Here is a 24,794-nt window from a genome sequence, read left to right as displayed (position 1 = left end):
TGCGACATCAGGGGAGGAATACTCTTGTTTCGGACGATGATGAATGGAAAAATCCACCGAGCAACGGTTACAGAGGCTAATTTAAACTATGTTGGCAGTATTACGATAGATGAAGATATTATTGATGCGGTCGGAATGACAGCAAATGAGAAAGTGCAAATTGTAAACAATAACAATGGTGCCCGCTTAGAAACGTATATTATTCCCGGAGAAAGAGGCAGTGGTGTTATTTGTTTAAATGGCGCGGCAGCACGCCTTGTCCAAGAAGGGGATATTGTCATCATTATTTCCTATGCACTTGTCCCAGAGGAAAAGATTCAAACTCATACACCAAAAGTAGCGATTATGGATGAAAATAATCGAATTAAGGAACTCATCTATCAAGAACCGGCACTTACAATTATGTAATGGAGAGGGGGCCCCCATTTTATGGGAGGGTCCCCTTCTTCTATTTTAATTTTTACTAAGACAATGGTAGAATTAAAATCATTATAAGTTTATTATCTTTTACTTGATAAAGATCTTTGTGCAACGGTTTAAGGAACGAAGGTTTGGGGTGGAAATGAATGTTAAATAAATTTGTTGTTATAGATTTGGAGACCACGGGAAATCTTCCGAAAAAAAGTGATAAAATTATTCAATTTGCTGCGGTGGTCATTGAAAACGGGAAAATCACCGAAAAATTTTCATCGCTCATCAATCCAAAAAAGGCGATTCCGCCGTTTATTGAAGAATTGACTGGAATCAATGATGATATGGTCGCAGGTGCACCGTTGTTTTCTGAAATTGCAGAGAAAGTTACGTCACTGCTTGAGGGGGCCTATTTTGTTGCCCATAATGTATTATTTGATCTATCCTTTCTGCAGGAAGAATTAATCCAGGCGGGTGGGGAAGGATTTTTCGGCCCTGTATTAGATACAGTGGAAATGGCTAGAATTTTATATCCGACTGCAGATGGTTATAAACTTTCTGATTTGGCGGAGAAGGAGAACTTAAATCATGACAGGCCACACCAGGCAGATAGTGACGCCCTGGTTACTGCCGAGTTATTTCTCCTTCTGTTAAGTCGATTAGCTGCCTTGCCTCAAATAACGATTAGACAAATTACACAATTATCAGGTGGGCTAAAAAGCGATCTTCAACAACTGCTAGATGAATTGATCAATTCGGTGGGAGAAATTCGGGATCAATTACCGGATTCTATTGAGGTATATAATGATTTAGCCTTAAAGAAAAATTCCGTAAAAGTTGGTGTAGAGTCAGAAAAAAAGGATGTTTTGTACCCCGCTGGTGAGAAAGATAAAATAGAGATGATTAAGCAAGGATTTCAATTTTTTGAAAAGCGATTGGGCCAATTTCAGATGATGGATACTGTTTACGAATCATTTCAGACCCAAAGGAATACGTTAATTGAAGCGGGAACAGGAGTTGGTAAATCACTTGGTTATCTGCTCCCGATTGCCTACTTTTCAAAACAACATAATCTTCCCGTCATTGTTAGTACACATACCATTCAATTACAGGAACAAATTTTGAAAAATGAAATTCCACTTTTGGCTAAAATCATCCCTTTTACCATCACCACTGTGCTTTTAAAAGGAAGAAATCATTATTTAAGCCTTGATAAGTTTCATCAAACATTAATGGACGAAAACGATAATTATGATACGACTTTAACAAAAATGCAAATACTTGTTTGGTTGACTGAAACGGACACAGGTGATAAGGATGAATTGAATCTCTCAAGCGGTGGCCTCCTTTATTGGAATAAAATCAAGGATGAACCGAATGTTTATTTCCAAAATAATGGATGGCGGGAAAGAGATTTTTATCTTAGAGCAAAAAACAAAGCGCATGCTGCTGATATTGTCATTACCAACCACTCCTTATTATTAAGTGATCTTAAAGGTGAAGGTTCTATTTTACCTGCAGCTGATTTTGTGGTGATTGATGAAGGACATCACCTTGAAAAGGTAGCAAGCCGTTTTTTTGGTTATTCATTAGATTATTTTTCCACAAGGATGCTTCTCGGACATTTTGGTATGTATGAACAAAAACAACTCTTTTATGAATTGGAAAAACTAATCGCTCCAATACATAAAAAAGAGACAAACCTGATTCCTGCTTTTGAATTGAATCGATTGATGATGGAACTTACCTATGAAATGGATGAGTTCTTTAAATTGATTGCCCTTTACGCCAAAACAAAGCTTACCAATAAAAAGGGTTATAATCGTATTAAGGTACGATTGTCGGATGCAGGTAGCGGGAAGGAAAAAAATGCCCTTGTTCATTGTGCAGAAAGGTTTGCCTTTTTACTTAAGGATTTACACTCAGCCATTACCAATCGTCTCAACTGGATTAAAACTGAGAAATTAATATTTACAAGTGAAGATGAAAATAAAATCGAAGAAATTTTTACATTTGTAAATGAGCTTGAAGAGCTGCGTAATACAGTGATAAGTTGCTTTATTAAGGAAACGAAGGATGTAAAATGGATTGAAATGGATATCCGTGCACCGCAAAATATCACGACGTTTATCGCTCAGCCTGCTTTTGTGGCTGAACAGCTTAAGGAGAAATTTTTTCGGGCAAAAAAGGCAGTTGTGTTGACATCCGCAACCTTGTCAGTAAATAATTCGTTTGATTATATCATGACTGAACTTGGTCTCGATGCGGTTTCTACTAAACAAATGACAATCCCTTCACCATTTAACTATAAGAATCAAGTACAGTTGTGCATTCCAGATGACATACCGGAAATTAATACTGTGACATTAGAAGAGTATGTGATTGCGATTACGGAACATATCATCACGATTGCTGAGGCTACAAAAGGAAGAATGTTAATCCTTTTTACAGCCAATGACATGCTTAAGAAAACATATGAGCTAATAAAGGAGAGCGGCTTCTTAGATGAGTATGTCCTCATTGCGCAAGGTATTACGAGTGGTAGCCGAACAAGGTTAACAAGGAATTTTCAACGCTATGAAAAGGCTATATTACTAGGGACAAGTAGTTTCTGGGAAGGGGTAGATATTCCCGGTGAAGACCTATCCTGCCTTGTGATTGTAAGGCTTCCGTTTAGCCCGCCCGACGAACCGCTCACAGAGGCGAAATGTCAGCTAATCGAGCAACGTGGCGGTAACCCTTTTAATGAATATTCACTCCCTGAAGCGATTCTCCGTTTTAAACAAGGATTTGGCCGGTTAATTCGGACGGAAAAAGACCGTGGAATCATGTTTGTCTTTGATAGAAGGATCGTTACGACCAAATACGGAAGATCCTTTTTACAATCAGTCCCTGAAATCCCGGTAAAAAAAGGGACAATTAATGAACTAGTAAAAATTATTCCTAATTGGTTATTATAAAAATATGGAAATTTACACATCCTATTTGATAATAGGAGGCATAAATGTATGAAAATATTGTTTATGATCTTAAGCCTTTTTATTCCAAGTACCTTTATTGCAAAGGCAGAAACAGCAATTTCTAGTAACATTGAAAATATCGATTTAAAACTGAAAGAGCACGAAGCGGCGGTGACGTTTTTGGATCTATCAATAGGTGAAGCTACACTTATTCAAGGTCCAAATAGTAAAAATATATTGATTAACGTAGGTGGGAAAGGAACGAAAGCCGAATTAGCAAGTTGGCTTTCTCTTTATAATGTGAAAGAGATTTCGGCTCTTTTCTTAACAAATGATGGCCAAGACCTTTCATACAATACCCTAAATCAATTGATTGCTGAATATAACATAAAAGAAATCATGACAACTCGGGAACTTTCGAAACAATTAGAAGAAAATATTAACCAATCCCTTCCAATAACGATTGTTGCTTTGGAAGAGGGGATAAAAAAAGAAATCCTTCCTGAAATGACTGCCGGAGTCCAATTTGTTGGGAATGAAGAAAATGAAGGAATGGATTTACTGCTGAATTTTTACCAACATAACATATTTTTAATGACATCCTTCAGTCAACGTGCGGAACAAACACTATTAAAGAAGGCGCTAAAAGATGTTAACGTTTTTAAAATTCCCAACAATAATAAGGAAGTCTCATTTTCTGATGAATTTATTGCGCATCTTAATCCGCAAATTTCCATCCTTTTTTCTCCACGGAGACATGAGCAACAAGGAGATATACTTCATGAATTGCATGGTATTTGGTCAGAAGTGTATTTTACAAAAAAACATGGTACGGTCTCGATTAAATTTACTAAAACAAACTACGAGGTTATTACCATTCCAGCTAAGGAAGAATAATTGCAGGAAAAAAATTGTGATAAATTAATGAAGTTCTGAAGCATATCCTGGATTATCCTGTTATAATAATTAGAAAGATTCTGCACAGGCAGTGTTAAAGTAGAAAAAAGGAGAAATAAGGATGGAAAGTAAAATTGAAGTTTTATCAACAGTTAAGATCCAATACAGCTCGGATTTATATAAAATTGTTGACTCCCTAAATCGCACCTTAAAGCAAAAGGATCTCATGTTTGGGCTTGCCCTTGATCGAGAAGACCAAAGTAAAGCAATTTTTACAATATATCGTACATAAAGAAGTGAATTGAATGAAAAAGTGGATTATTTTCCTCGTATTATTTCTGGTAGTCATTATTGGAACGTTCATAAAAGTATATTTTTCTGCCTTAGAACCAGTAAAGATGGCGGAAAAAAAGCTGTCACACTGGCAAATAAAAAGGTTCAAATTGATAAAGTAGAGGATTTTCATCTATACAATGGGTTAGAGAAAGTAAATGTGATTGAAGCAAATGATAAGAAGGGTGAAAAGATCATCGTCTGGATCCCTGATAAAAGTAAGAAGGTTTTTGTGAAAAAAGCCAAAGATGGATTATCAAAAGAGGAAGCAGTGCAAAAACTTTTGCAAGAAAAAAAACCTAAAAAAATTATTTCAGTTCGTTTGGGTATGCAAAAAAACATTCCATTATGGGAAATTTATTACCGTTCTGATAATAACTTAATAAATTATTATTATGTTCTTTTTGAAACTGGTGAGTGGTATAAAAATATTGATAATTTATAGAATGCTTGGGGAATGGGGGAAGAGAAATGGCAGTGAAATTAGCAAATCGGGTGATGGCACTTACACCATCATCAACGTTAGCTATTACGGCAAAAGCAAAGGAATTAAAGGAACAGGGGGAAGATGTCATTGGTTTAGGGGCGGGCGAGCCCGACTTTAATACGCCGCAGCATATATTGGATGCGGCATCTCAATCCATGAATGAGGGACATACAAAGTATACACCTTCTGCAGGTCTTCCTGCTTTAAAGCAAGCAATCATTAAAAAGCTGGAAACGGATCAGGGTTTAACATATAAACCAAATCAAATTATTGTTGGAAATGGTGCAAAGCATGTCCTTTATACTCTATTTCAAGTTCTCTTAAATGATGGGGACGAGGTAATCATTCCTACCCCATATTGGGTAAGCTACCCTGAACAAGTTAAATTAGCAGGTGGTATCCCAGTTTATATTGAAGGGCATGAACGAAATCAATTTAAGATTTCACCGCAACAATTAAAAGAGGCTATTTCTGACAAGACAAAAGCAGTCATCATCAATTCACCGAGCAATCCTACAGGGGTATTATATTCCGCAGAAGAACTTCGTGAATTGGGTAAAGTTTGCCTGGAGAAAGATATTCTTATTGTCTCAGATGAAATATATGAAAAGCTGGTTTATTTTGGTGTAAAGCATGTCTCGATCGCAGAACTTTCACCGGAGCTTAAAGAACAAACCATTGTCATAAATGGTGTTTCTAAGTCCCATTCGATGACAGGCTGGAGAATTGGCTATGCTGCTGGGAATAAACAGATAGTCGAGGCAATGACGAACCTTGCGAGTCATAGTACATCAAATCCGACAACAACTGCCCAATATGCGGCAATCGCTGCCTATAACGGCTCGCAGGAGCCAGTGGAAGAAATGCGACAAGCCTTTGAAAAAAGATTAGAAATTATTTATACTAAATTGGTTGCCATACCCGGATTCACTTGTGTGAAGCCGGAAGGAGCTTTTTACTTGTATCCAAATGTAATGGAAGCTGCAGAAATGACCGGATATAATCATGTTGATGACTTTGTGGAAGCATTACTAGTTGAAGCAAAAGTGGCGGTAATTCCTGGATCTGGATTCGGAACGCCGGATAATATTCGTCTATCCTATGCAACATCACTTGAGCAATTAGAAGCAGCAGTAGCACGAATTCATCAGTTTGTTGAATCAAAGCGCTAAGATTAAAAACAAAAGCTTCTAGGGTGCTGGAGCTGGATTCAGATAACTATTCCAAGTTATCCACACTAATATTAATCTATAATTTCCTAGACAACTAAAAAGTCTGCGCTCCGCAGGCTTTTTGCTTTCCTTTCCAAAGTTGGATACCTATTACCCTTACCCGGTTGGAATGGTTCATGTTATACTTATTTGGAGGTGTCCTTTAAATGAAATCAACTATATTAGCATGGCTTGAGGAAGGGAATATTACTATACCTTCTATGCTGCTTTCAGAATACCGTAACCTAAATCTAAACGAAATTGAACTAGTACTTTTATTAAATATCCTTGCTTTCATAGAGAAAGGGAACGAATTTCCTACTCCAGAAGAGCTTTCTGCCAGGATGACGGTTTCTGTCTTAGAATGTAATGAAATGCTTAGAAGATTAATCCAAAGAGGTTTTATTGAAATAATGGATCAATACTCAAATGAGGGGATTCGTTTTGAGAAATATACCGTGAAACCATTATGGGAAAAACTAATTGACCTGTTTATGATCAATAATAAAACAGCAAAAGCAATTGATAAAAAGACCGATGAAACTGATCTGTACACTTGTTTTGAAAATGAATTCGGCCGCCCCCTATCACCATTTGAATGTGAATCCCTTGGCATGTGGATGGATGATGATCACCATGATCCAATTATCATAAAGGCTGCCCTCCGTGAATCCGTCATGTCAGGGAAATTAAATTTCCGCTATATTGATAGGATTCTTTTTGAATGGAAAAAGAATGGAATTAAAACGATTGAGCAAGCAAAGAATCATGGCCGCAAATTCCGTCAAAAGCAGTCTCCAAAAGGAAACTTCAAGGATGATGCTCATCAACCGACAGTTCCATTTTACAATTGGCTAGAGCAATAGTTAACGAGGGAATCTTCTCTCGTTTTATTTATCTTAATTAATAGTAATGTAGGTGATATTTTTGCTTAATAATAAACAAATTCGTTATTGTTTGGATGAAATGGGGAAAATGTTCCCAAATGCCCATTGTGAGTTAAACCACTCCAATCCTTTTGAACTTATTATAGCGGTTTCATTATCAGCGCAATGTACCGATGTACTAGTCAATAAAGTAACGAAAGAATTATTTAAGAAATACAAAACTCCTGAGGATTACCTGCAGGTTTCACTTGAGGAATTACAAAATGATATTCGTTCCATCGGACTTTACCGGAATAAAGCTAAAAACATTCAAAGCCTTTGCCGGATGGTTCTCGATGAATATGGTGGAGAAATCCCCATGGATAGAGATGAGTTGACAAAGCTATCCGGGGTGGGCAGGAAAACGGCAAATGTCGTTGTTTCGGTTGCCTATAATATTCCTGCGATTGCCGTGGATACCCACGTGGAGCGAGTAAGTAAACGCCTTGGGATTTGCCGCTGGAAGGATTCAGTATTGGAAGTGGAGAACACTTTAATGAGGAAGGTTCCAAAAGAGGAATGGTCGGTGACCCATCACCGTTTAATCTTTTTTGGCCGCTATCATTGTAAGGCTCAAAACCCTCAGTGTCCAAGCTGTCCATTATTAGAGTTATGTCGAGAGGGCAAGAAAAGGATGAAAGGGAAGGTCGCTTTAAATGGATAATCGAGCAGAGAAAATTTCTAGATTGCTAAAAGAATGGGAAAGCATTAAAACCCGTCTAAATCAATTATTCCGAGAACGTGACCAGAAAAACGCAGGAGAATGGATGGAAAAAGGAATAAGCTTATTCATTCAATTTTTGTTTCTGACAAATGAGGAATCCTCAACAGCCAATGATTCTATTCCCTATCATCAGTTTTATTATAAGCCTGTAAATATTGAAGAAAGACTAGCATTTATCATAGCCAGACCAGCATTATATCATTCATACCGTCAGCTTTCGGAGCTAATGGTTGAACAGGAAAAGCTGTATGTAAAAAGAAGTATCGTAAAAAAAACGTCTAAGCCCGATGCCTAGACGTTTTTTTTATTAATTAGGTTCCCGGTGATCCAGTTCCCTGGCCGCTGGATGGATTTTCGGGCGTAGTAACCGGCGGGGTTGTTCCTCCTTGACCGCCGCCATTACCCGACCCATTGTTACCATTACCGTTTCCGTTACTGTTACCGTTATTTCCATTGCCATTATTACCGTTACCATTATTATCCTCACCATTTTGATCATCTTGATCCATTTCAATTTCAGGATTTGGAATGTCAATGGAAGTAGAAACAGAATCACTCTTCCTATCGCCGCTAATGGCTATGATTGTAAATGTATATTTCTCGCCGGGAGCTGCTGGAATCGTTAGGCTGTTTTCCGTTTGAACGAAATGACCTGGTGCAGAAGGATTATTGATTGTCAGATCAAATTGAACTCCCGTCTTGTTTGCATTAGGATATTCCCAAGTTAGGACAACTGTTTTATTGACGTCATCATATTTGGCAATTGGATTGACAGGTGCATCCAATTTGTTATATTTCTCAGATACCTTTTTAGGTGCATGCCCTTTTACGGCATATTCTATACTCACTTCACTGTCAGGTGTAAATTCGCTGGCCAGTACTGCAGGCATCGAGCCTCTTTCAACTCTGACCTTTTGGACACTATTTGGCATGGTGAAATCTGGAGTATCGATATCCTTTGAGACATAGGCCATTAAATTTTTAAAAAGTAACTGGGCAATTCTCTGGTTATCCCCGATAGCTGTTATTGGTGTCTTCTGATTATCGTATCCCGTCCAAATAGAAGCCGTGTAATTAGTTGTGTATCCAGTAAACCATGAATCTGGTACAGAACTGCTCTTAATGTTCCACTTTTTCATATCTTCAGCTGTATAGTTTGTTGTTCCTGTCTTACCAGCAATCGGAAGCCCAGGGACTTTAGCTCGTGTTCCTGTACCGGGGGATACGAGGACACTTTTCATCATATCGGTTATCATGAAAGCGGTGGAATCCTTCATCACAACCTTTGGCTCCGGCGCCGTTTTAATAGTGGTTCCGTCGCGCAGCATAATTTCTGTAATCGCATGCGGTTTGGTATAGAAACCATTATTTCCAAAGGCACTATAGGCCCCGGCCATTTGTAATGGCGATACACCAGTTTCAAAACCGCCAATGGCATAAGACTCATAAATTTCTTTTAATGGAATACCAAGACTAACTGCAAATTCCTTAGCTTTATCCAAACCAACTTGTTGTAATGCTTGGACAGCAGGGGTATTTCGTGACAACTGTAAGGCAGTCCGAATGGTCATAGGCCCTTTGTATTTATCATCCCAGTTGCCAAATTTCTTCCCTGTGGAGTACGTTATCGGCTTATCTTCGATCATTTCATATGTGCCCCAATTTAAATATTCGATTGCTGGGCCATAATCAAGTACAGGCTTAATTGTTGATCCGGGTTGTCGCCTTGTATCGATGGCATAGTTAAATCCACGACTAACTTGTTGGTTCCGGCCGCCGCCGATGGCACGAATTTCTCCTGTTTTCGTATCAAGGAGGGCAATCCCGGCTTGGAAAGCTTCATCAGGGTATTGGATGATATCTTGGGAATTTAACATATTATAAACATACGTTTGTGCGTCTCTATCCAAAGTCGTTTGAATCGTCAAACCATCGGTAAAAATATCGAAATCGGTTGTTTCTTTTACTTCATCAATGACGGCATCCACAAAGGAATCGAACGGTTTTTCATCTACTGTACGCTGCTCCGCCTTTAATACTGTTGCGGCAACGGATACCTTTTTTGCATCGTTCATTTCTTGTTTTGAAATAAAGCCATGCTGTTCCATTAATGTTAAAACAATATTTCGTCTTTTTTCCGCCAGATCTGGGTGGTCGAAGGGATTATAGTTATTTGGACTTTGCGGCATTCCTGCAATTTGTGCAGCCTCCGCGAGCGTTAATTCATTTAAAGTTTTTCCATAATAAATTTTTGCCGCTGTTGCAAGTCCATGACTGTTTTCTGAAACATATACCTTATTGACATACATTTCAAAAATTTGATGTTTTGTGTATTTTTGTTCTAGTTCATATGAGAGCCAAGCTTCCTGAACCTTTCGTGTTAACGTCTTTTCCTGTGTTAAAAATGCATTCTTTACTACCTGCTGCGTGATGGTACTTCCGCCTTCTGCACCAAAACCACGCTGGAAGTTAGCCAATACCGCACCGCCTAACCGAATGGGGTCAATCCCATGGTGTTTATAAAAGCGATAATCCTCTGTGGCTAAAACGGCATTTTCCAGGACCTGTGGAATATCTTTATAATTTACATATTCGCGATTAATGGCTCCAACTTCAGTAATCAATTTTTGATCTTTATCTAAAATCTTTGAAGGGATCGGGTCTTTTAATAATTTTGGGTCAAGTTTGGGAGCATCCTTTACTAGGTAGGCAAATGTACCAACTCCTGCAAGAATTCCAACAATACCAAGGACAACAAGGCTAAGAAAGATCTTCTTGAATAGACCGCCGGATTTTTTCTTGACTTTTGGCTTCCCCTTGCTGTTTGACTGGAGTTTCTTTCGCCGCTCCTCTCTTGATTGGTATTTTTCAGACATTATGAAATTCCTTCCTTTCTAACCTTCTCAAGTGCATCTATTATTTTAATATAGTCAATTCTTGGTTGAAATCCAAGTGGAATGCGATGACCATGTTGTTCTATTTCCTCTTTTGTAATTGATTTTCTTCCACCACTGATCATTCTTTTCCAATAGTTCAACAAGTGTTGTGCTTCAAGCAAATAAACTTGTTCAAATCTTGTAAATCGAAGAATAACAAAGCATATTCCCCCTTGATTCAAGACTTCTTCCATATGCTCCACTTGGTGCTGATGGAAGTTTTTTAGCGGAAAAGAGGTGGTGTTTTGTGTTTCCTTCGCTTCAAAATCAATATACTTTCCATGGTATACCCCATTATAATCAGTTGTTGAAGCTAATTTAAAGTAGGCTTCTTTAATCACGGCCGCACTCCGATTTGGGTAATCCACCTGGACAATTTGAACCGGTGTTGGCTTTTTATGTATAACCGCAATTTTTCTGTCCCGATAATATTCATTCGTCTCATTTAAATCATCTTCAAGGGTCATCCCCCTATTACTATACGAACCATTTTTCTTTTTTTTATGGGAAGGTCATTCTCCAATTTTACCGGTTTATACTTTTTTCCATTTGGATAGTTTACATTCATGATTTGCACCTCTCAAGCTATTCCTTATCATACCAAATCTTAGCAAGATTGGGGTGTATAAAAATTTTTTACGTACACACGCTAATATAAATTGTACCGTGAGTTGCCAATTTAAGCATGATTCATTTTTCATAAATGATTTTAGTCCATGTTTACTTAAACTCTACTAAACATAATAAGGGAAGATGAATATGAATCATCTTACAATACAGGAACAAACAATCATCCGTCAAATTCGAAGTGAAACCAATAAAAAGAATATTGATAATATTTCAAGAACCGATGCTTACTTTAGTTATTTTAAAAAGAATCCCGATATAATTTGGTCCTTTCTTGCCAGTATGGTTTCAAGAAATGGGGGATGGAATATGTGTGACCTTGAAGGCTCCATTTTCCCCCAACTATTAGATGATAGGGTGCGGAAACAACTATTCCATACCTATGAGCGGGCCAATTGGCTTATTTTTCATGATGTTTTCCCCCAGTTACTGCTCTATCAATATTCGACGAAAATAAATCGGCCAATGTTTCATTTACTTCCCTATTTCAATGTTTCGGTATTTATTCAAAAAGAATGGAAGCGGTATTGGAAGGAGAATAATCGGAATCGCTTAACAACTGCATTAATTATTAATGAGCAAAATGTCATTCAGACGCCTGTCATTGAACATCCTGTTTATAAGAAAAAGGTATTTCAGTCGATGATTTTTTCCTTTCAGGACTGGCTCCATTTTAGTTGTGTCCTGTTCCCAACATGTGGCGGGGAGGTTTATGGGGCAAGTGTAAATGGTTTTAAATCTCTCTCTAAAAGGATTAACTTAGGGAAGAGATTAGCAAGTATTCTCTTTCATCAAAGGTTGTTTCCCTATTTTCTAGAATTTGCTGAAAAGACTCCTCATACTGGTTCAAGATATGATTATGAGCAATATTTTAAAATAAGGCCCGTTCGAAAAACACCATTGCTGCGAACGACCTTCCCTGTAATTATGCATAATCAGCACAGCTATGCGGATTGGAGTAAGTGTAGAAGGGTCTCTCCTGTGTGGCTGCATCTTCCAGCCCGACATCGTCACCCCATTCATTTGACCGATTGGTACTTAGCGAAATCAAACCAGCTGCAGTTAGTGCTCTCGATTCAAAAGGTATTGGAATTGGAAAAATGGAAATGAAAAAAGCAAGGAAGGGGTTCCTTGCTTTTTGCCGTAATTACATTCATCATGTGGAAGGGCGATTTGGCCCCTCTATTTTTTTATCTCCGTAGCCTACGGTCTTTTCTACTTCAGATTGTGGTTGTTTATTTGTTTGTCTTTTCTTTTTTGACATAAAAACACCTCCAATACTATTCTGTCGAAAGTTAACAGAATATATGCAGATTGCCACTTTCTTTGCCGAACTTCTTCTAGTTTTGTCAAGAGGGGAGGATGCCAAGGATGGAAAGAGAATACTACCATATAGATAATCGCGAGGAGGGTTTTATAGATGAATAAACCATTGTCCGAAAAAGAAAAACTACTTTCGATGCTAACGGAAATATATGATCAATTAGAGGAATTAGAGTCTGTTCTTGAGGCATCATTCTCCGACCTTCGAATTAATTTAAACAGGGAGCAGCAAGAAAAAATATCGGCCCCTGCCCAAAGGCTGTCTGACATGGAATATAAACTAGCTAATGACCTTCCGGAATCCAATCTAAACCAAATCCCAAAACCATTAAAGCTTGAATTAGGTTTTTAATTACAGCAAAAAATGATAGTATAAATGAGAGTAGCAAAATAAACCTTTGCTACTCTTTATTTTTGATTTTTAGAAGGGATCCTATGAAATGGCTGAAGAAATTCTTAACCTTACAGAAAAATTATTACAGTATAACCATTTATTTATTAAATATTACCAAGATGGAAGAGAGACAGGTATTACCCATGATTTCGAGAATGTCATTAAACCATTTGTTGATGAAGTAAGTGTCATTACTAATCAATGGAAAAATGCCATGAAAATGTGGCTTTCTGGGTCAAATCATAAACATTTACATTTGAAGCAGATTGAAACGACAGCAGAACATATCGAACAGCTCTCCGTTCAAGCCTTTTTTCCGAAAACTAGCAAATCAAGGTTCCTAAATTCAGGACGGACGGTTGAATACTTTCTTTTGGAAGTAATAAAAGAAGTTAAGCAATAGAAAAGAGATGCTTTTTTTGCATCTCTTTTAATGGTGATTTATGAATGTTCGATGAGGGAGTCTTCACTATCCATTTCCGGTAATCCTGCGCCATTGTTTTCAAGCTCGCGGACAAGAAGGCGATATTCTTTGATACTGATTTCGTTGTGAATATACGCTTTCTTAGCAAAATCCATTAGTGCGTTAACGTCATCTGTGTTGTAATCCCGACTTTGAATAAATTTGCCTTTTAATTCACGAATGTTCATTAATAGCTCCTCCTTCATCATTTTCTCTATCCTAACACGAATTAAAAGGATTTCTAGTTTTTAAAATATTTAAACTTTAGACAAATTCCCTCTTAATTAGACATTGTCCAAAATTTTAAAATAATCACCTTTCATTTGGAACCTTCATAGTCTGTAATAGAGATATTTGTGGAGGAGATGTTTGCCCATGTTTGGTAAAGAGAAACCAAATAATTACGTTTATTATGGATACTCGGGGCAAATGATGCACCAAGTTCCAACTGGTCAACAATGGAACCAGCAACATGTTGGTAATCGAAATCAACCAATTCCATATCAAGCACAGCCCCAAAATTATGAATGGATGTCATTCCAACAACAAAATCCATACTATCCGCAAGGTATGCAGCCATTTGCACAAAACTATCAACCAGGATTCGTACCGCAAACTATACCATACCCAAATCAGACATATTCACAAAAAGATTCACAGTTTCTTTTTCAAAACCCGCTGCAGCCGAAGGATGAAATGGTTCAACAGCCCTCCTATATGCCGATGAACGGGTACCCAATGATGAACCCCTATCCAAAACAAAATATGCTGCCGAAACAGCCAGGTGGTGTGAAATCCATTATGAATTCCTTCAAATCACAGGACGGGTCGGTGGATTTTAATAAAATGGTTAATACTGCCGGGACGATGATGAATGCAGTGAACCAAGTTTCCTCGCTTGTTAAAGGTTTTGGAGGATTCTTTAAAGCGTAACATAGAAAAGACGGCTATTTTAGCCGTCTTTCTTCTTTTTACTAATTCTATTCTTCAATTTCAATAATCTTTCCCCTTTCCTGCGGAATTCGAATTTGTAATAATCCATCTCGGTACGATGCTTTCACCATTTTTTCATTTATAGCATGTGGAAGGGATATGGTTCTTGTCGAATGTTGTCGAATGAATTTTCGATGGTAAACTTGTGATTGATCGTTTTCTACTGTTTCCAGCTCATTATTTTCAATAGAAATCGTTATATAGTTTCCGGTAATATTTAACTGGATTTGATCTCTTTTCACACCTGGAAGTTCGGCTGTAATAATATATTCCTTTCCTGTTTCTACTGTTTCCACAGGGAAACCTGAAGCAACGGGAAATGGAGTTTTGAAAAAATCATCAATTGATTGTAAAAATCCACGGACTGGTTTTTCAGTAAAGAAGTCGTTCATCGATTTCATTAGGTCACGAAATGGTTCAGGTATCGGTTTTTTAGGGTTATTTTTATCACTCGGAAGCTTGGATGTCATTATCTTTCCCTCTCTTTCCAATATTTCACTTCCTATAATATGCGTTTAAATCTAGGTAGGTGCCGTCAAATTATTGCAATAACTTTTTGAACGATTTATTACATCGTATTAAATTGTGATAATTATCACATGAATAATCCGACTTGATTTGTATGCTATGGTGGTAATTTAAGGAAAGGAAGGAACCTATATGTTTTGTTATCAATGTGAGCAAACCCCAAGTGGCGGTTGCACTGAAATGGGTGTTTGTGGTAAGGATGAAACAATAGCTAGTTTACAAGATACGATTATTTTTGGCTTAAAAGGGATTGCGGCCTACCGAACGCACGCGAACCAACTTGGTTATACAGATCCATTAGTTGATTCAACTACACATGAAGCACTGTACCTGACGTTAACGAATTCCAATTTCAATCTTCAAGAACATATTGATATGGCGATGCAAGTTGGCAGGGCTGCTGTCCGGGTGATGGAGATGCTTGATGAGGCACATACAAAGCGGTTAGGGATTCCTGAACCCATTCGCGTGAGCCAGAATAAAATTGAAGGCAAATGTATCGTTGTGACGGGCCATAATCTATTTGCCTTAGAGGAATTATTGAAGCAGACAGAAGGGAAAGGAATAAATATTTATACACACTCAGAAATGCTGCCTGCTCACGGCTATCCTGCCCTAAAAAAATATCCTCACTTAAAAGGAAATATCGGCAAGGCCTGGTATGACCAACGCCGTTTGTTTGAAGAATTTCCCGGAGCCATTCTGGCGACGACAAATTGCGTGATGCCAATCAAAGGAACCTATGCAGACAGAATGTTTACCTATGATGTTGCAGGCCTTGAAAATGTCGAAAAAATTATCAATGATGATTTTACACGTTTAATTGAGAGGGCAATAGAACTTCCGGAAGCGGCAATAGATTCAGATGAAACATTACTAACGGGTTTCCATCATGAAACAGTACTAGGTATTGCCCCAGAAGTTATTGACGCTGTGAAAGCAGGGAAAATCAAGCGATTCTTTGTGATTGCCGGCTGTGATGCACCCGGTCATGGAGGGGATTATTACCGGGAATTGGCAACATCGCTGCCGCGGGAAACAGTAATATTAACGACCTCCTGCGGGAAATTCCGTTTTAATGATGTCGATTATGGTGTTGTTCCCGGAACAACTATTCCACGTTATATCGATTTAGGACAGTGCAATAATTCCGGCTCTACTGTTAAAATTGCGATGGCTTTAGCAGATGCATTTGACTGCGAAGTAAATGAACTTCCAGTAAGTATTGTATTATCATGGTTTGAGCAAAAAGCGGTAGCGATTTTACTGGGGCTTTTTAGTTTAGGTATTAAGGATATCCGGATTGGACCAAAACCGCCTGAATTTATTTCTGAGGGGGTTCTAAAAGTTCTTCAAGAAACATTTAACCTAAAATTGATTAGCACGGTACAAGAAGACATGGAAAAAATGTTACAATTAACAGCAAAATAACCAAAAACACCGCAGCGTTGACCGCCTGCGGTGTTTTTGGTTTTAAATTAAGTGTATCTCTTCCATCAGAATTTCGACATCGACAATCATGTTTCCAGCTTCATCTACTTCAATCAGCTCATCTTTTTTCATTTTTGTTAAGGTCCGGCTAATCGTTTCCCTGGTGGTTCCAATCATATTGGCAAGATCCTTGTTGGTGAATTCTGACTTTAATAAAATCGTCCCATCTGCTTGCTTCATCCCATGGTTTTGCGCAAGCCTTATAAGTAGTTTAACAATTTGTTCGTACGTATTATTAAGAATTTGTTCCTCTAACCGGTCCTGCAAATCAACGATTTTCTCACCAAGCACCTTAAATACCTTGATACAAAGCTCGGGATTTTCAATTAAGACTGATTCAAATTTTGAAATGGGAACAGCAATAAGCGTGGATGGTTCGAGAACCTCCGCATATGCAGGGTATTCTCCTTTTCTGAAAAAGCCAACATGTGGGAACATTTCACCTTTTTTGGCCATTGCAACAATCTGTTCTTTCCCGTTCACGTCACTCTTGTAGATTTTGATTTTACCTTCAAAAATAAAGTAAACATTTTCAAGCGGATCACCCTGAAGAAAAACATGACTTTGTTTTTTCCAGTCCCTCGTAATTGCAATATCAGCAACCTTTGTTAATTCAAAATCAGTTAGTTCACGAAAAAGAGTAAAATGAGCGAGCACTCTTTTGATTTCATCTATTTTCATTCTATCACCTTCAACTTCTTCTCAGTTACCATCTATTGTACCAAATATTCATCAATTGTTTACATTCATTCACATTTTTTTAAAAAGAAGTAGTGATTCCTATTTTGATTGGAGGAATGTTCCAGCGAAATATCATAATAATTTTCTTTTAATACTTTAATAACGAACGTTCATTCGATAAAATAAAGAGGATGAGGTGAAACCATGAAATTGAAAAAAGGCCTTCAAGAAATATTAGAGGAATTAAAAATAAATCATCAATTTAAAGAAAATATTGTCACCTGGAAGACCATTGAAGAAAAGCCAGCAACGATGATGCCATTTCCGGAGGACTTACATCCGTTGTTAAAAAGAGCTCTTCAAGATAAGGGAATTGAACAACTGTATACACATCAACAATCGGCATATGAGAAAATTATCAAAGGAAATAGTATCGTGGCGGTAACACCGACTGCCTCAGGAAAGACACTTTGCTATAATCTGCCAGTTTTACAAACTATTCTCGCTAATCCTGAATCAAGGGCCCTGTATATGTTTCCAACGAAAGCACTTGCCCAAGATCAAAAGAGTGAGATAAACGAGATCATTCAAGCTGCGGGCGTTGATATTAACAGCTATACGTATGATGGGGATACACCCGCAAATATTCGGCAAAGGGTAAGGCAGGCGGGGCATGTAGTGATTACAAACCCGGACATGCTACACTCTGCTATTCTGCCACACCATACAAAATGGGTATCGTTGTTTGAAAATCTTAAATTTGTGGTGATTGATGAACTTCATACCTACCGCGGCGTGTTTGGCAGCCATGTAGCCAATGTCATCAGAAGGCTAAAACGGATTTGCCATTATTATGGTAGTAATCCCGTGTTTATTTGTACATCGGCAACGATTGCAAATCCCTTAGAGCATGCGGAAATATTAACAGAAGAAAGAATGAGTTTAATTGATAATAACGGTGCACCGAGTGGGACGAAACATTTTCTCTTCTATAATCCGCCAATCGTCAATAAGCCTTTAAATATCAGAAGAAGTGCCACTCTTGAAGTTCGAAAAATTGCGGGGGAACTATTAAGAAATAAAATTCAAACAATTGTTTTTGCCAGAAGCAGGGTGAGAGTTGAAATTATCCTGACATACCTTCTGGAATTGGTGAAAAATCAGTTAGGTGCGAAATCAATCATGGGATATCGCGGAGGATACCTGCCAACAGAACGAAGAAAAATTGAAAAGGGTCTGCGTTCTGGAGAGATCTATGGGGTTGTCAGTACGAATGCCCTTGAGTTAGGTGTTGACATAGGTCAGCTTCAGGTTTGCATCATGACAGGGTATCCGGGGACTATTTCAAGTGCCTGGCAGCAAGCCGGGAGGGCCGGAAGAAGGCATGGGGAGGCACTTGTCATTATGGTGGCCAGTTCGAGTCCGCTGGATCAATATATTATTCAGAACCCGGAGTATTTCTTTAATAAAAGTCCTGAAACTGCGAGGATTAATCCCGATAATTTGATTATTCTAATCGATCATATGAAATGTGCCGCCTATGAGCTCCCATTTAAGGAGGGAGAGGAATTTGGAACTGTCGGAACGGAGGAATTACTGGAGTATTTAGCAGAAGAACGAGTTCTTTATCGAAATGGAGATAAATGGTATTGGATGAACGATTCTTTTCCGGCGCATAACATTAGTTTACGATCTGCCTCACAGGAAAATGTTATTATTGTTGACCAATCAGATGTAGCAAATGTAAAAGTTATTGGAGAAATGGATCGTTTTTCTGCAATGACGCTTCTCCATGATGAGGCCATTTATTTACATCAAGGTACCCAATTCCAGGTCGAGAAGCTTGATTGGGAGGAGAAAAAGGCATTTGTCAGGGAAGTTGATGTTGACTATTACACTGATGCTAATTTAGCTGTCCAATTAAAAGTATTAGAGGAAGACAGGCTTCAAACAAGTGATGAAGCTGAAATCGGCTATGGAGACGTAAGTGTCAGGGCGATGGCAACCATTTTTAAAAAGATTAAATTTGAAACGCATGAAAATATCGGATCAGGACCGATTCATCTTCCAGAAGAGGAACTTCATACGAACGCAGCATGGATTTCATTAAATAAGCCGTTAACAGAACTGGGTCATGAACGGTTGGAACAGGGACTTGTTGGAACAGCACACGCCTTAAATCATATCGCACCGTTATTCGTGATGGCAGACCCGCAGGATATTCATGTTATCCCGCAAGTGAAAGCAGATCATAATGAAAAGCCAACTATCTTTTTTTATGATCGATATCCTGGTGGAATTGGATTAAGTGAAAAAATTCATAGCGGAATGCCAACGGTGTTTGTCGAAACGAAAAAAATGATACATCACTGTCAGTGTGAGACGGGTTGTCCTTCATGCATTGGAGCAGATACAGTTAGTGAAACTGCAAAATTGGATGTCTTAAAAATAATTGATGCATTTTTACACTCTTCCAATCAGGATAAGGAAGTGCGGCATGTCGTTAAAAAATAAGCTAGATCGCCTAAAGTCTCATCTATCCAGTGGAAGCACTCCAGAAAAAAGGGATCAACCTTCTGTGACGCCGGGAATGGAGGTGCCTTTTCGTGAAAAATGGGAGCAGGAAAATGTTTATCCCTTTTTTATCGATGACCATTATTGCTTAATAAGGGAAGTGAAATATCCACTCTCACACCAGCACGGGAATTATTGCTTTCGGGATTTTCTAACCGCTGTAGATTTGTGGAATCACCAGCCACTCAGTCACCCTTTATCGGCAAAAGGTCATCAAGCTGAGGAATTGTTCTTTTTTGACACAGAAACTACGGGGCTCGGCGGCGGGGTTGGAAATACAATTTTTATTCTGGGATATGCCAGTGTTTTCGGTGATCATTTGGTCCTAAGACAGCACATCCTCCCGCATCCAGGCGGGGAAGTTCCTTTATATCAAAGTTTTTTAGAAAAAGTGAATTATCGTACGCTTGTCACTTACAATGGAAAATCATTTGATTGGCCCCAAGTGAAAACAAGACATACTCTTATAAGAGAGCATGTTCCAAAACTGCCTGAATTTGGACATTTTGATCTTTTTCATGCAGCAAGAAGACTTTGGAAGCATAAATTAGACCGGATGAAGCTGGCAATTGTCGAGAAGGAAGTATTAGGGGTGGAAAGAATCGATGATATTCCAGGATTTTTGGCTCCTATGATTTATTTTGATTTTATTGAAAGTAAAAAGCCTGATGGCATGCTAGGTTTGCTTAAACATAATGAAATCGACATTTTATCACTCGTTACACTATATAGCCATTTAACCTTTCAACTTTACGGGATTGATCATAATCAAACTAGAGCAGAAACGTATGAAGTTGGTCGCTGGTTTGCCACATTAGGAGAGAATAAAGAAGCCGAACAAGTATTAAGCAAACTGACAAACGGCAGAGACATGACATCCTATCAGGCAAAGTATATTTTGGCATTTCAGCAAAAAAAAGAACAGAATTGGGAAAGCGCACGGACATTGTTTCTTGAAATGATCGATAGTAGTGAGACACAGATGCGGGTAGAAGCTTTATTAGAACTGGCAAAAATTCATGAACATCGACTTATAGATTATAAGCTTGCTATAGTTTATTGTCAGAAGGCGATAGAACAAATAACACAATCTAAAACCACGGCTAAATGGAAAAGGCACATTACCTTAGAGCAGTTTGAAAAAAGGCTAAAACGGTTAGAACGAAAATATGTCACAAAATCTTAATAATTTTATGATGAAATCCAGTAATTCCATATTGTTTATCCTACATGAAAAATGTAAAATGAGAAATTGGGTTGCGGAAAAGCGATCATTAAAACTTTATGGAGCTGGTAATGTGTATAAAACGATTTTATTTTTATTTTTTATTGTCGTCTGTCTGACAGCCGTCGTTTTTACAAGCTTAAAAGATAGCTTTTATTCGATGCTATAAGAAAATCAGGCGAAAGTTTTTGACCCTAAATCGTATATTGAATGAAAAATAGGTATTTTCCTTAGTACAAGAGTAACTCCCTTATCATAGGCTGTTAATGTAAACAGAATATTTGGAGGGAGAGTATAATATGTTTCTAGGAACTAATTTTGCACCGCCAGTCGTCCACCCGACACAGCAGATAGTGAATCACACCTTTTCAACAACGGTGGTGCCGCATATTCATCCAGTACACACCACAACGGTGAATCATCATATGTTCCAGCATAAGCATTTTTGCCCGCAAACAGCTTCATGCTGTGAGGAGACGTGTAATCAGCACATTAACTGCTGTAACCCATGTCAGGGGGCAATGGCAATGCCAGCTTCTAATGCCATGCCGGGACCTAATGCCATGCCGGGATTTGGAGCAGGCGGTCCAGGGTTTGGAATGGGAGGCCCTGGTTTCGGAATGGGAGGCCCAGGTTTCGCACCGGGACCATTTATGGGACCTAGACCTTAAGTTAGGTTTATGTGGTTTGCAAGGGCTCTTTAGCCCTTGCTTTTTATTGTTGTTTACTTTTATGATATGCTTTTTTAAAAAAAATGTTTGTCCATTTTAAAAATATTTTTTAGTTAAGGGGAACATTCTTGAGAAAAGTACTGGCCATTTCAGGTTATAAACCATTTGAATTAGGCATTTTTAAAAAAGATCATCCATCAGCTTTATTTATTAAGGCTGCACTAAAGAAATCATTATTGCCTATGATAGAAGAAGGTTTAGAATGGGTATTGATTAGCGGTCAATTAGGAGTTGAACTTTGGGCTGCGGAGGTTGTATTTCATTTGCAGATTGAATTTCCTGAATTGAAGCTAGCGGTCATCACTCCGTTTCTTGACCAAGAGGCATCCTGGAATGAAAATAACAAGGAATGGTACGAGTCTATTCTTGCTGGTGCAGATTACATAGACTCCGTTTCGAAAAAAGGGTATGAGAAGCCATGGCAGTTTCGTTTGAAAAATCAATTCTTTATCGATAAGAGCGATGGCCTCCTTCTTCTGTACGATCATGAAAAGGAAGGAAGTCCGAAATACCTATACGAAATGGCTGTCCAACAGCAAAGAAAAAAGTCTTATCCGATTGAGTTGATTACATTTTATGATTTACAAATGATTGTGGAAGAAGAACAAAATAAATGGTCTGATTTTTAAAGAATGATGAAGCCGTATATTTTTTAAAACAAAAGAAATTGACAAAAGGAATAATTTTTGAAAAAATAATAGGTAATGATTGGCTAAACTTGAGGTGATTTGAATGTTGGCTGATAAAGTGAAATTAACAGCTAAGGATATTTTAGAAAAAGAGTTTAAGACTGGCGTAAGAGGGTATAAACAAGAAGATGTCGATAAATTCTTGGATTTAATCATTAAAGATTATGAAACGTTCCATCAAGAAATAGATGATCTGCAGCAAGAGAACCTTAGACTTCGTAAACAGCTTGAGGAGTCATCGAAGAGACAACCGGTGGCACAACCTGCAGGAACGACAAATTTTGATATTTTAAAACGATTGTCTAATCTTGAAAAGCACGTTTTTGGCAGTAAATTATACGATTGACAGATTGTACCGGTACTTCCTAATAAAAACTATTGAATAAACAGCAGGAAATACATATAATAGAAAAGTATCATTAATGACGTTCGGGTAATCGCTGCAATGAGCTTATATGCAAATTGTTGAGGAAAGTCCATGCTCGCACGGGCTGCGATGTCCGTAGTGTTCGTGCCTAGCGAAATCATAAGCTAGGGCAGTTGGGTTTAAAACCAGCTGACGGCCGGGAAAATACCTAAGTTCTTTTAGAATAGGGTATGAATACCTGTAAAAGTGCCACAGTGACGTAGCCTTTCTAGAAATGGAAAGGGTGGAACGGGTAAACCCCACGAGTGAGAAACCCAAATAATGGTAGGGGCATCTTCTCTGAGGAATTGAACGAGGGGAAGGACAGATTCCAATCGGAATCTGTAGATAGATGATTACCACCTAAGTACGAGGCGTTATTGCCGTTTGCAGTACTCTGGTACAGAACATGGCTTACAGAACGTTATTAATGGGATACTATGCTAGGATATGTAACGGCTCTCCTGATAGGGGAGCTTTTTTATTGGTCATAATTGCATCCCAAGGATGATTTTTGTCCATAATGGTAGCGAATATTCCTTTACAAAGGGAAACGAAAATATACATAACTTAATAGTAAAGGGTGAAGAAATGGGAAATTATCAAATAATTGCTACAGCAGCAATGGGGCTTGAGGCCTTGGTGGCAAAAGAGGTAAGGTCATTAGGATATGAATGTGAAGTTGAGAATGGCAAGGTTACCTATACAGGGGACGAAACTGCTATTGCCCGCAGTAATTTGTGGCTTCGAACCGCTGACAGAATAAAAATCAAGGTGGGCGAATTCAAAGCATATACCTTTGATGAATTATTTGAAAAGACAAAAGCACTGCCCTGGGAAGAATTCCTCCCTGAAGATGCTGAATTTCCTGTCATCGGGAAATCTGTAAAATCAACACTTTTTAGTGTGTCGGACTGCCAAGCAATCGTCAAAAAGGCAGTTGTGGAACGCCTGAAAAAACAGTATAAGCGGAGTACCTGGTTTGAGGAAACGGGTGCCCTTTATCGGATTGAAGTCGCCTTATTAAAGGATCTTGCCACTATCACCATTGATACAAGTGGTCAGGGGCTTCATAAACGTGGCTACCGTATTGACCAAGGTGAAGCTCCTCTAAAGGAAACACTCGCGGCTGCGCTCGTAATGTTAACCAATTGGAAGGCTGACAGTCCATTTATCGACCCATTCTGCGGCTCAGGAACGATTCCGATTGAAGCGGCAATGATCGGCCAAAATATTGCACCTGGTTTTAACCGGGAATTTGTATCAGAGGGCTGGAATTGGATTCAACAATCCGTTTGGGATGAGGCTAGGAATGAAGCCGAAGATTTAGCGAATTACGACCAACCTTTAGACATTACCGGCTCTGATATTGATCACCGGATGGTAAAAATTGCCCAAGAGAATGCTTTCGAGGCTGGTTTTGCTGATATCATTCAGTTTAAGCAAATGCAAGTCAGAGACATTTCAACAAACAAAGAATTTGGTGTCATTGTTGGAAACCCTCCTTACGGAGAGAGACTAGGGGATAAGAAGGCTGTTGAGCAAATGTATAAGGAAATGGGGCAAGCATTCAGTAAGCTTGATACCTGGTCGATTTATATCATGACTTCGAATGAAGGTTTTGAACAGCTGTACGGTAAACCCGCAACAAAGAAACGTAAACTGTTTAATGGATTTATCCGAACTGATTTATATCAATATTGGGGAAAAAGACCTCCACGTCAAAGGAATTAAACAATTAGATATAAAGGAACTTAGGATATAGTTTAGCGTTATTTTGACGC

At 38.4% G+C, this 24,794-nt stretch carries 24 protein-coding genes, 1 other RNA gene and 1 pseudogene; 21 read left to right on the top strand and 5 right to left on the bottom strand.

Translation table 11 applies throughout. The annotated features are described in order from the left end of the window. Positions 1-24: 24 nt before the first annotated feature. From panD to RCG19_RS01230, 9 genes are all read left to right on the top strand, one after another. Complete coding sequence (gene panD / locus RCG19_RS01270) at positions 25-408, top strand: aspartate 1-decarboxylase (protein WP_308109385.1); 384 nt, start codon at positions 25-27, stop codon at positions 406-408. 158 nt (positions 409-566) lie between these two features. Continuing rightward, positions 567-3,371 carry an ATP-dependent DNA helicase DinG gene (gene dinG, locus RCG19_RS01265; RefSeq protein WP_308109384.1) on the top strand — a complete coding sequence of 935 codons (2,805 nt, stop codon included), beginning with the start codon at positions 567-569 and terminating at the stop codon, positions 3,369-3,371. A 48-nt stretch (positions 3,372-3,419) separates the two neighbouring features. Further along, positions 3,420-4,268 carry a ComEC/Rec2 family competence protein gene (locus RCG19_RS01260; protein WP_308109382.1) on the top strand — a complete coding sequence of 283 codons (849 nt, stop codon included), beginning with the start codon at positions 3,420-3,422 and terminating at the stop codon, positions 4,266-4,268. Positions 4,269-4,389: 121 nt separating this feature from the next. Beyond that, positions 4,390-4,560 (top strand): YpmA family protein, encoded by a 171-nt coding sequence (locus tag RCG19_RS01255; RefSeq protein WP_166241141.1) that lies wholly within the window; start codon positions 4,390-4,392, stop codon positions 4,558-4,560. Between the two features lie 9 nt (positions 4,561-4,569). Continuing rightward, positions 4,570-5,046: a cell wall elongation regulator TseB-like domain-containing protein gene (locus RCG19_RS01250; protein WP_308109381.1), complete on the top strand. Its 477-nt coding sequence runs from the start codon at positions 4,570-4,572 to the stop codon at positions 5,044-5,046. 32 nt (positions 5,047-5,078) lie between these two features. Then, complete coding sequence (locus RCG19_RS01245) at positions 5,079-6,260, top strand: pyridoxal phosphate-dependent aminotransferase (protein WP_308110904.1); 1,182 nt, start codon at positions 5,079-5,081, stop codon at positions 6,258-6,260. A 206-nt stretch (positions 6,261-6,466) separates the two neighbouring features. Next, positions 6,467-7,165: a DnaD domain-containing protein gene (locus RCG19_RS01240; RefSeq protein WP_166241145.1), complete on the top strand. Its 699-nt coding sequence runs from the start codon at positions 6,467-6,469 to the stop codon at positions 7,163-7,165. A gap of 61 nt (positions 7,166-7,226) precedes the next feature. After that, the gene (gene nth, locus RCG19_RS01235; protein ID WP_166241147.1) at positions 7,227-7,889 is read left to right on the top strand and encodes an endonuclease III; all 663 of its coding nucleotides are present in this window, start codon (positions 7,227-7,229) and stop codon (positions 7,887-7,889) included. Beyond that, on the top strand, positions 7,882-8,244 hold the full coding sequence (locus RCG19_RS01230) for a YpoC family protein (protein WP_308109380.1): 363 nt from the start codon (positions 7,882-7,884) through the stop codon (positions 8,242-8,244). Before nth ends, RCG19_RS01230 begins: the two co-directional genes overlap by 8 nt. Positions 8,245-8,260: 16 nt before the next feature. Here the strand turns inward: RCG19_RS01230 and RCG19_RS01225 are convergent, their stop codons facing one another. Then, positions 8,261-10,825, bottom strand: a complete 2,565-nt coding sequence (locus tag RCG19_RS01225) for a transglycosylase domain-containing protein (RefSeq protein WP_308109379.1) — start codon at positions 10,823-10,825, stop codon at positions 8,261-8,263. Next, a pseudogene (recU, locus tag RCG19_RS01220) lies at positions 10,825-11,453 on the bottom strand (Holliday junction resolvase RecU). The gene RCG19_RS01225 and the pseudogene recU overlap by 1 nt, the downstream one beginning before the upstream one ends. Positions 11,454-11,644: 191 nt before the next feature. Between recU and RCG19_RS01215 the strand changes: the two are divergent. The 3 genes from RCG19_RS01215 (at position 11,645) to RCG19_RS01205 (ending at position 13,632) form a co-directional block, all read left to right on the top strand. Further along, positions 11,645-12,622, top strand: a complete 978-nt coding sequence (locus tag RCG19_RS01215; protein ID WP_308109378.1) for a DUF2515 domain-containing protein — start codon at positions 11,645-11,647, stop codon at positions 12,620-12,622. 310 nt (positions 12,623-12,932) lie between these two features. Continuing rightward, complete coding sequence (locus RCG19_RS01210; protein WP_308109377.1) at positions 12,933-13,187, top strand: hypothetical protein; 255 nt, start codon at positions 12,933-12,935, stop codon at positions 13,185-13,187. Between the two features lie 88 nt (positions 13,188-13,275). After that, entirely contained in the window at positions 13,276-13,632 is a 357-nt protein-coding gene (locus RCG19_RS01205) for a DUF1798 family protein (protein ID WP_308109375.1), read from the top strand. 38 nt (positions 13,633-13,670) lie between these two features. Here RCG19_RS01205 and yppF read toward each other — a convergent pair whose 3' ends face one another. Continuing rightward, positions 13,671-13,880 (bottom strand): YppF family protein, encoded by a 210-nt coding sequence (gene yppF / locus RCG19_RS01200; protein WP_308109374.1) that lies wholly within the window; start codon positions 13,878-13,880, stop codon positions 13,671-13,673. Between the two features lie 187 nt (positions 13,881-14,067). Here yppF and RCG19_RS01195 point away from each other — a divergent pair, with 187 nt between their 5' ends. Then, on the top strand, positions 14,068-14,625 hold the full coding sequence (locus tag RCG19_RS01195; RefSeq protein ID WP_308109373.1) for a YppG family protein: 558 nt from the start codon (positions 14,068-14,070) through the stop codon (positions 14,623-14,625). Positions 14,626-14,672: 47 nt separating this feature from the next. Here the strand turns inward: RCG19_RS01195 and RCG19_RS01190 are convergent, their stop codons facing one another. Beyond that, a complete protein-coding gene (locus RCG19_RS01190; RefSeq protein ID WP_166241163.1) occupies positions 14,673-15,155 on the bottom strand; it encodes an Hsp20/alpha crystallin family protein in 483 nt (160 codons plus the stop codon). 190 nt (positions 15,156-15,345) lie between these two features. Here RCG19_RS01190 and hcp point away from each other — a divergent pair, with 190 nt between their 5' ends. After that, a complete protein-coding gene (gene hcp, locus RCG19_RS01185; RefSeq protein ID WP_308109372.1) occupies positions 15,346-16,644 on the top strand; it encodes a hydroxylamine reductase in 1,299 nt (432 codons plus the stop codon). A gap of 42 nt (positions 16,645-16,686) precedes the next feature. Here the strand turns inward: hcp and RCG19_RS01180 are convergent, their stop codons facing one another. Beyond that, on the bottom strand, positions 16,687-17,385 hold the full coding sequence (locus RCG19_RS01180) for a Crp/Fnr family transcriptional regulator (RefSeq protein ID WP_166241167.1): 699 nt from the start codon (positions 17,383-17,385) through the stop codon (positions 16,687-16,689). Between the two features lie 204 nt (positions 17,386-17,589). Between RCG19_RS01180 and RCG19_RS01175 the strand changes: the two genes are divergently transcribed. The 7 genes from RCG19_RS01175 to RCG19_RS01145 all read left to right on the top strand — a co-directional run bounded on the left by RCG19_RS01175 (position 17,590) and on the right by RCG19_RS01145 (position 24,744). Next, the gene (locus RCG19_RS01175) at positions 17,590-19,899 is read left to right on the top strand and encodes a DEAD/DEAH box helicase (RefSeq protein ID WP_308109371.1); all 2,310 of its coding nucleotides are present in this window, start codon (positions 17,590-17,592) and stop codon (positions 19,897-19,899) included. Beyond that, on the top strand, positions 19,883-21,145 hold the full coding sequence (locus tag RCG19_RS01170) for a ribonuclease H-like domain-containing protein (protein WP_308109370.1): 1,263 nt from the start codon (positions 19,883-19,885) through the stop codon (positions 21,143-21,145). Before RCG19_RS01175 ends, RCG19_RS01170 begins: the two co-directional genes overlap by 17 nt. 338 nt (positions 21,146-21,483) lie before the next feature. Continuing rightward, positions 21,484-21,855 carry a CotD family spore coat protein gene (locus RCG19_RS01165; protein WP_308109369.1) on the top strand — a complete coding sequence of 124 codons (372 nt, stop codon included), beginning with the start codon at positions 21,484-21,486 and terminating at the stop codon, positions 21,853-21,855. A 128-nt stretch (positions 21,856-21,983) separates the two neighbouring features. Further along, positions 21,984-22,544: an SLOG family protein gene (locus tag RCG19_RS01160; RefSeq protein WP_166239736.1), complete on the top strand. Its 561-nt coding sequence runs from the start codon at positions 21,984-21,986 to the stop codon at positions 22,542-22,544. A gap of 103 nt (positions 22,545-22,647) precedes the next feature. Next, positions 22,648-22,950 (top strand): cell division regulator GpsB, encoded by a 303-nt coding sequence (gpsB, locus tag RCG19_RS01155; protein ID WP_166239738.1) that lies wholly within the window; start codon positions 22,648-22,650, stop codon positions 22,948-22,950. Positions 22,951-23,029: 79 nt separating this feature from the next. Further along, positions 23,030-23,432, top strand: an RNA gene (rnpB, locus tag RCG19_RS01150) — RNase P RNA component class B. A 169-nt stretch (positions 23,433-23,601) separates the two neighbouring features. Then, positions 23,602-24,744, top strand: a complete 1,143-nt coding sequence (locus tag RCG19_RS01145) for a THUMP domain-containing class I SAM-dependent RNA methyltransferase (protein ID WP_308109366.1) — start codon at positions 23,602-23,604, stop codon at positions 24,742-24,744. The last annotated feature ends 50 nt before the right edge of the window (positions 24,745-24,794 follow it).

It is taken from the genome of Neobacillus sp. OS1-2 (assembly GCF_030915505.1).
GTDB lineage: Bacteria > Bacillota > Bacilli > Bacillales > Cytobacillaceae > Neobacillus.
Note: the sequence above shows the minus strand (reverse complement) of the source record. Positions and strands in the feature narration are given on the sequence as shown.

What these genes read in the sequence shown, in the direction of transcription:
- dinG (WP_308109384.1), top strand. Translation starts at nt 567, where the DNA reads ATGTTAAATAAATTTGTTGTTATAGATTTGGAGACCACGGGAAATCTT.
- RCG19_RS01260 (WP_308109382.1), top strand. Translation starts at nt 3,420, where the DNA reads ATGAAAATATTGTTTATGATCTTAAGCCTTTTTATTCCAAGTACCTTT.
- RCG19_RS01255 (WP_166241141.1), top strand. Translation starts at nt 4,390, where the DNA reads ATGGAAAGTAAAATTGAAGTTTTATCAACAGTTAAGATCCAATACAGC.
- RCG19_RS01240 (WP_166241145.1), top strand. Translation starts at nt 6,467, where the DNA reads ATGAAATCAACTATATTAGCATGGCTTGAGGAAGGGAATATTACTATA.
- RCG19_RS01230 (WP_308109380.1), top strand. Translation starts at nt 7,882, where the DNA reads ATGGATAATCGAGCAGAGAAAATTTCTAGATTGCTAAAAGAATGGGAA.
- RCG19_RS01225 (WP_308109379.1), bottom strand. Translation starts at nt 10,825, where the DNA reads ATGTCTGAAAAATACCAATCAAGAGAGGAGCGGCGAAAGAAACTCCAG.
- RCG19_RS01215 (WP_308109378.1), top strand. Translation starts at nt 11,645, where the DNA reads ATGAATCATCTTACAATACAGGAACAAACAATCATCCGTCAAATTCGA.
- RCG19_RS01210 (WP_308109377.1), top strand. Translation starts at nt 12,933, where the DNA reads ATGAATAAACCATTGTCCGAAAAAGAAAAACTACTTTCGATGCTAACG.
- RCG19_RS01205 (WP_308109375.1), top strand. Translation starts at nt 13,276, where the DNA reads ATGGCTGAAGAAATTCTTAACCTTACAGAAAAATTATTACAGTATAAC.
- yppF (WP_308109374.1), bottom strand. Translation starts at nt 13,880, where the DNA reads ATGAACATTCGTGAATTAAAAGGCAAATTTATTCAAAGTCGGGATTAC.
- RCG19_RS01195 (WP_308109373.1), top strand. Translation starts at nt 14,068, where the DNA reads ATGTTTGGTAAAGAGAAACCAAATAATTACGTTTATTATGGATACTCG.
- RCG19_RS01190 (WP_166241163.1), bottom strand. Translation starts at nt 15,155, where the DNA reads ATGACATCCAAGCTTCCGAGTGATAAAAATAACCCTAAAAAACCGATA.
- hcp (WP_308109372.1), top strand. Translation starts at nt 15,346, where the DNA reads ATGTTTTGTTATCAATGTGAGCAAACCCCAAGTGGCGGTTGCACTGAA.
- RCG19_RS01180 (WP_166241167.1), bottom strand. Translation starts at nt 17,385, where the DNA reads ATGAAAATAGATGAAATCAAAAGAGTGCTCGCTCATTTTACTCTTTTT.
- RCG19_RS01175 (WP_308109371.1), top strand. Translation starts at nt 17,590, where the DNA reads ATGAAATTGAAAAAAGGCCTTCAAGAAATATTAGAGGAATTAAAAATA.
- RCG19_RS01170 (WP_308109370.1), top strand. Translation starts at nt 19,883, where the DNA reads ATGTCGTTAAAAAATAAGCTAGATCGCCTAAAGTCTCATCTATCCAGT.
- RCG19_RS01165 (WP_308109369.1), top strand. Translation starts at nt 21,484, where the DNA reads ATGTTTCTAGGAACTAATTTTGCACCGCCAGTCGTCCACCCGACACAG.
- gpsB (WP_166239738.1), top strand. Translation starts at nt 22,648, where the DNA reads ATGTTGGCTGATAAAGTGAAATTAACAGCTAAGGATATTTTAGAAAAA.
- RCG19_RS01145 (WP_308109366.1), top strand. Translation starts at nt 23,602, where the DNA reads ATGGGAAATTATCAAATAATTGCTACAGCAGCAATGGGGCTTGAGGCC.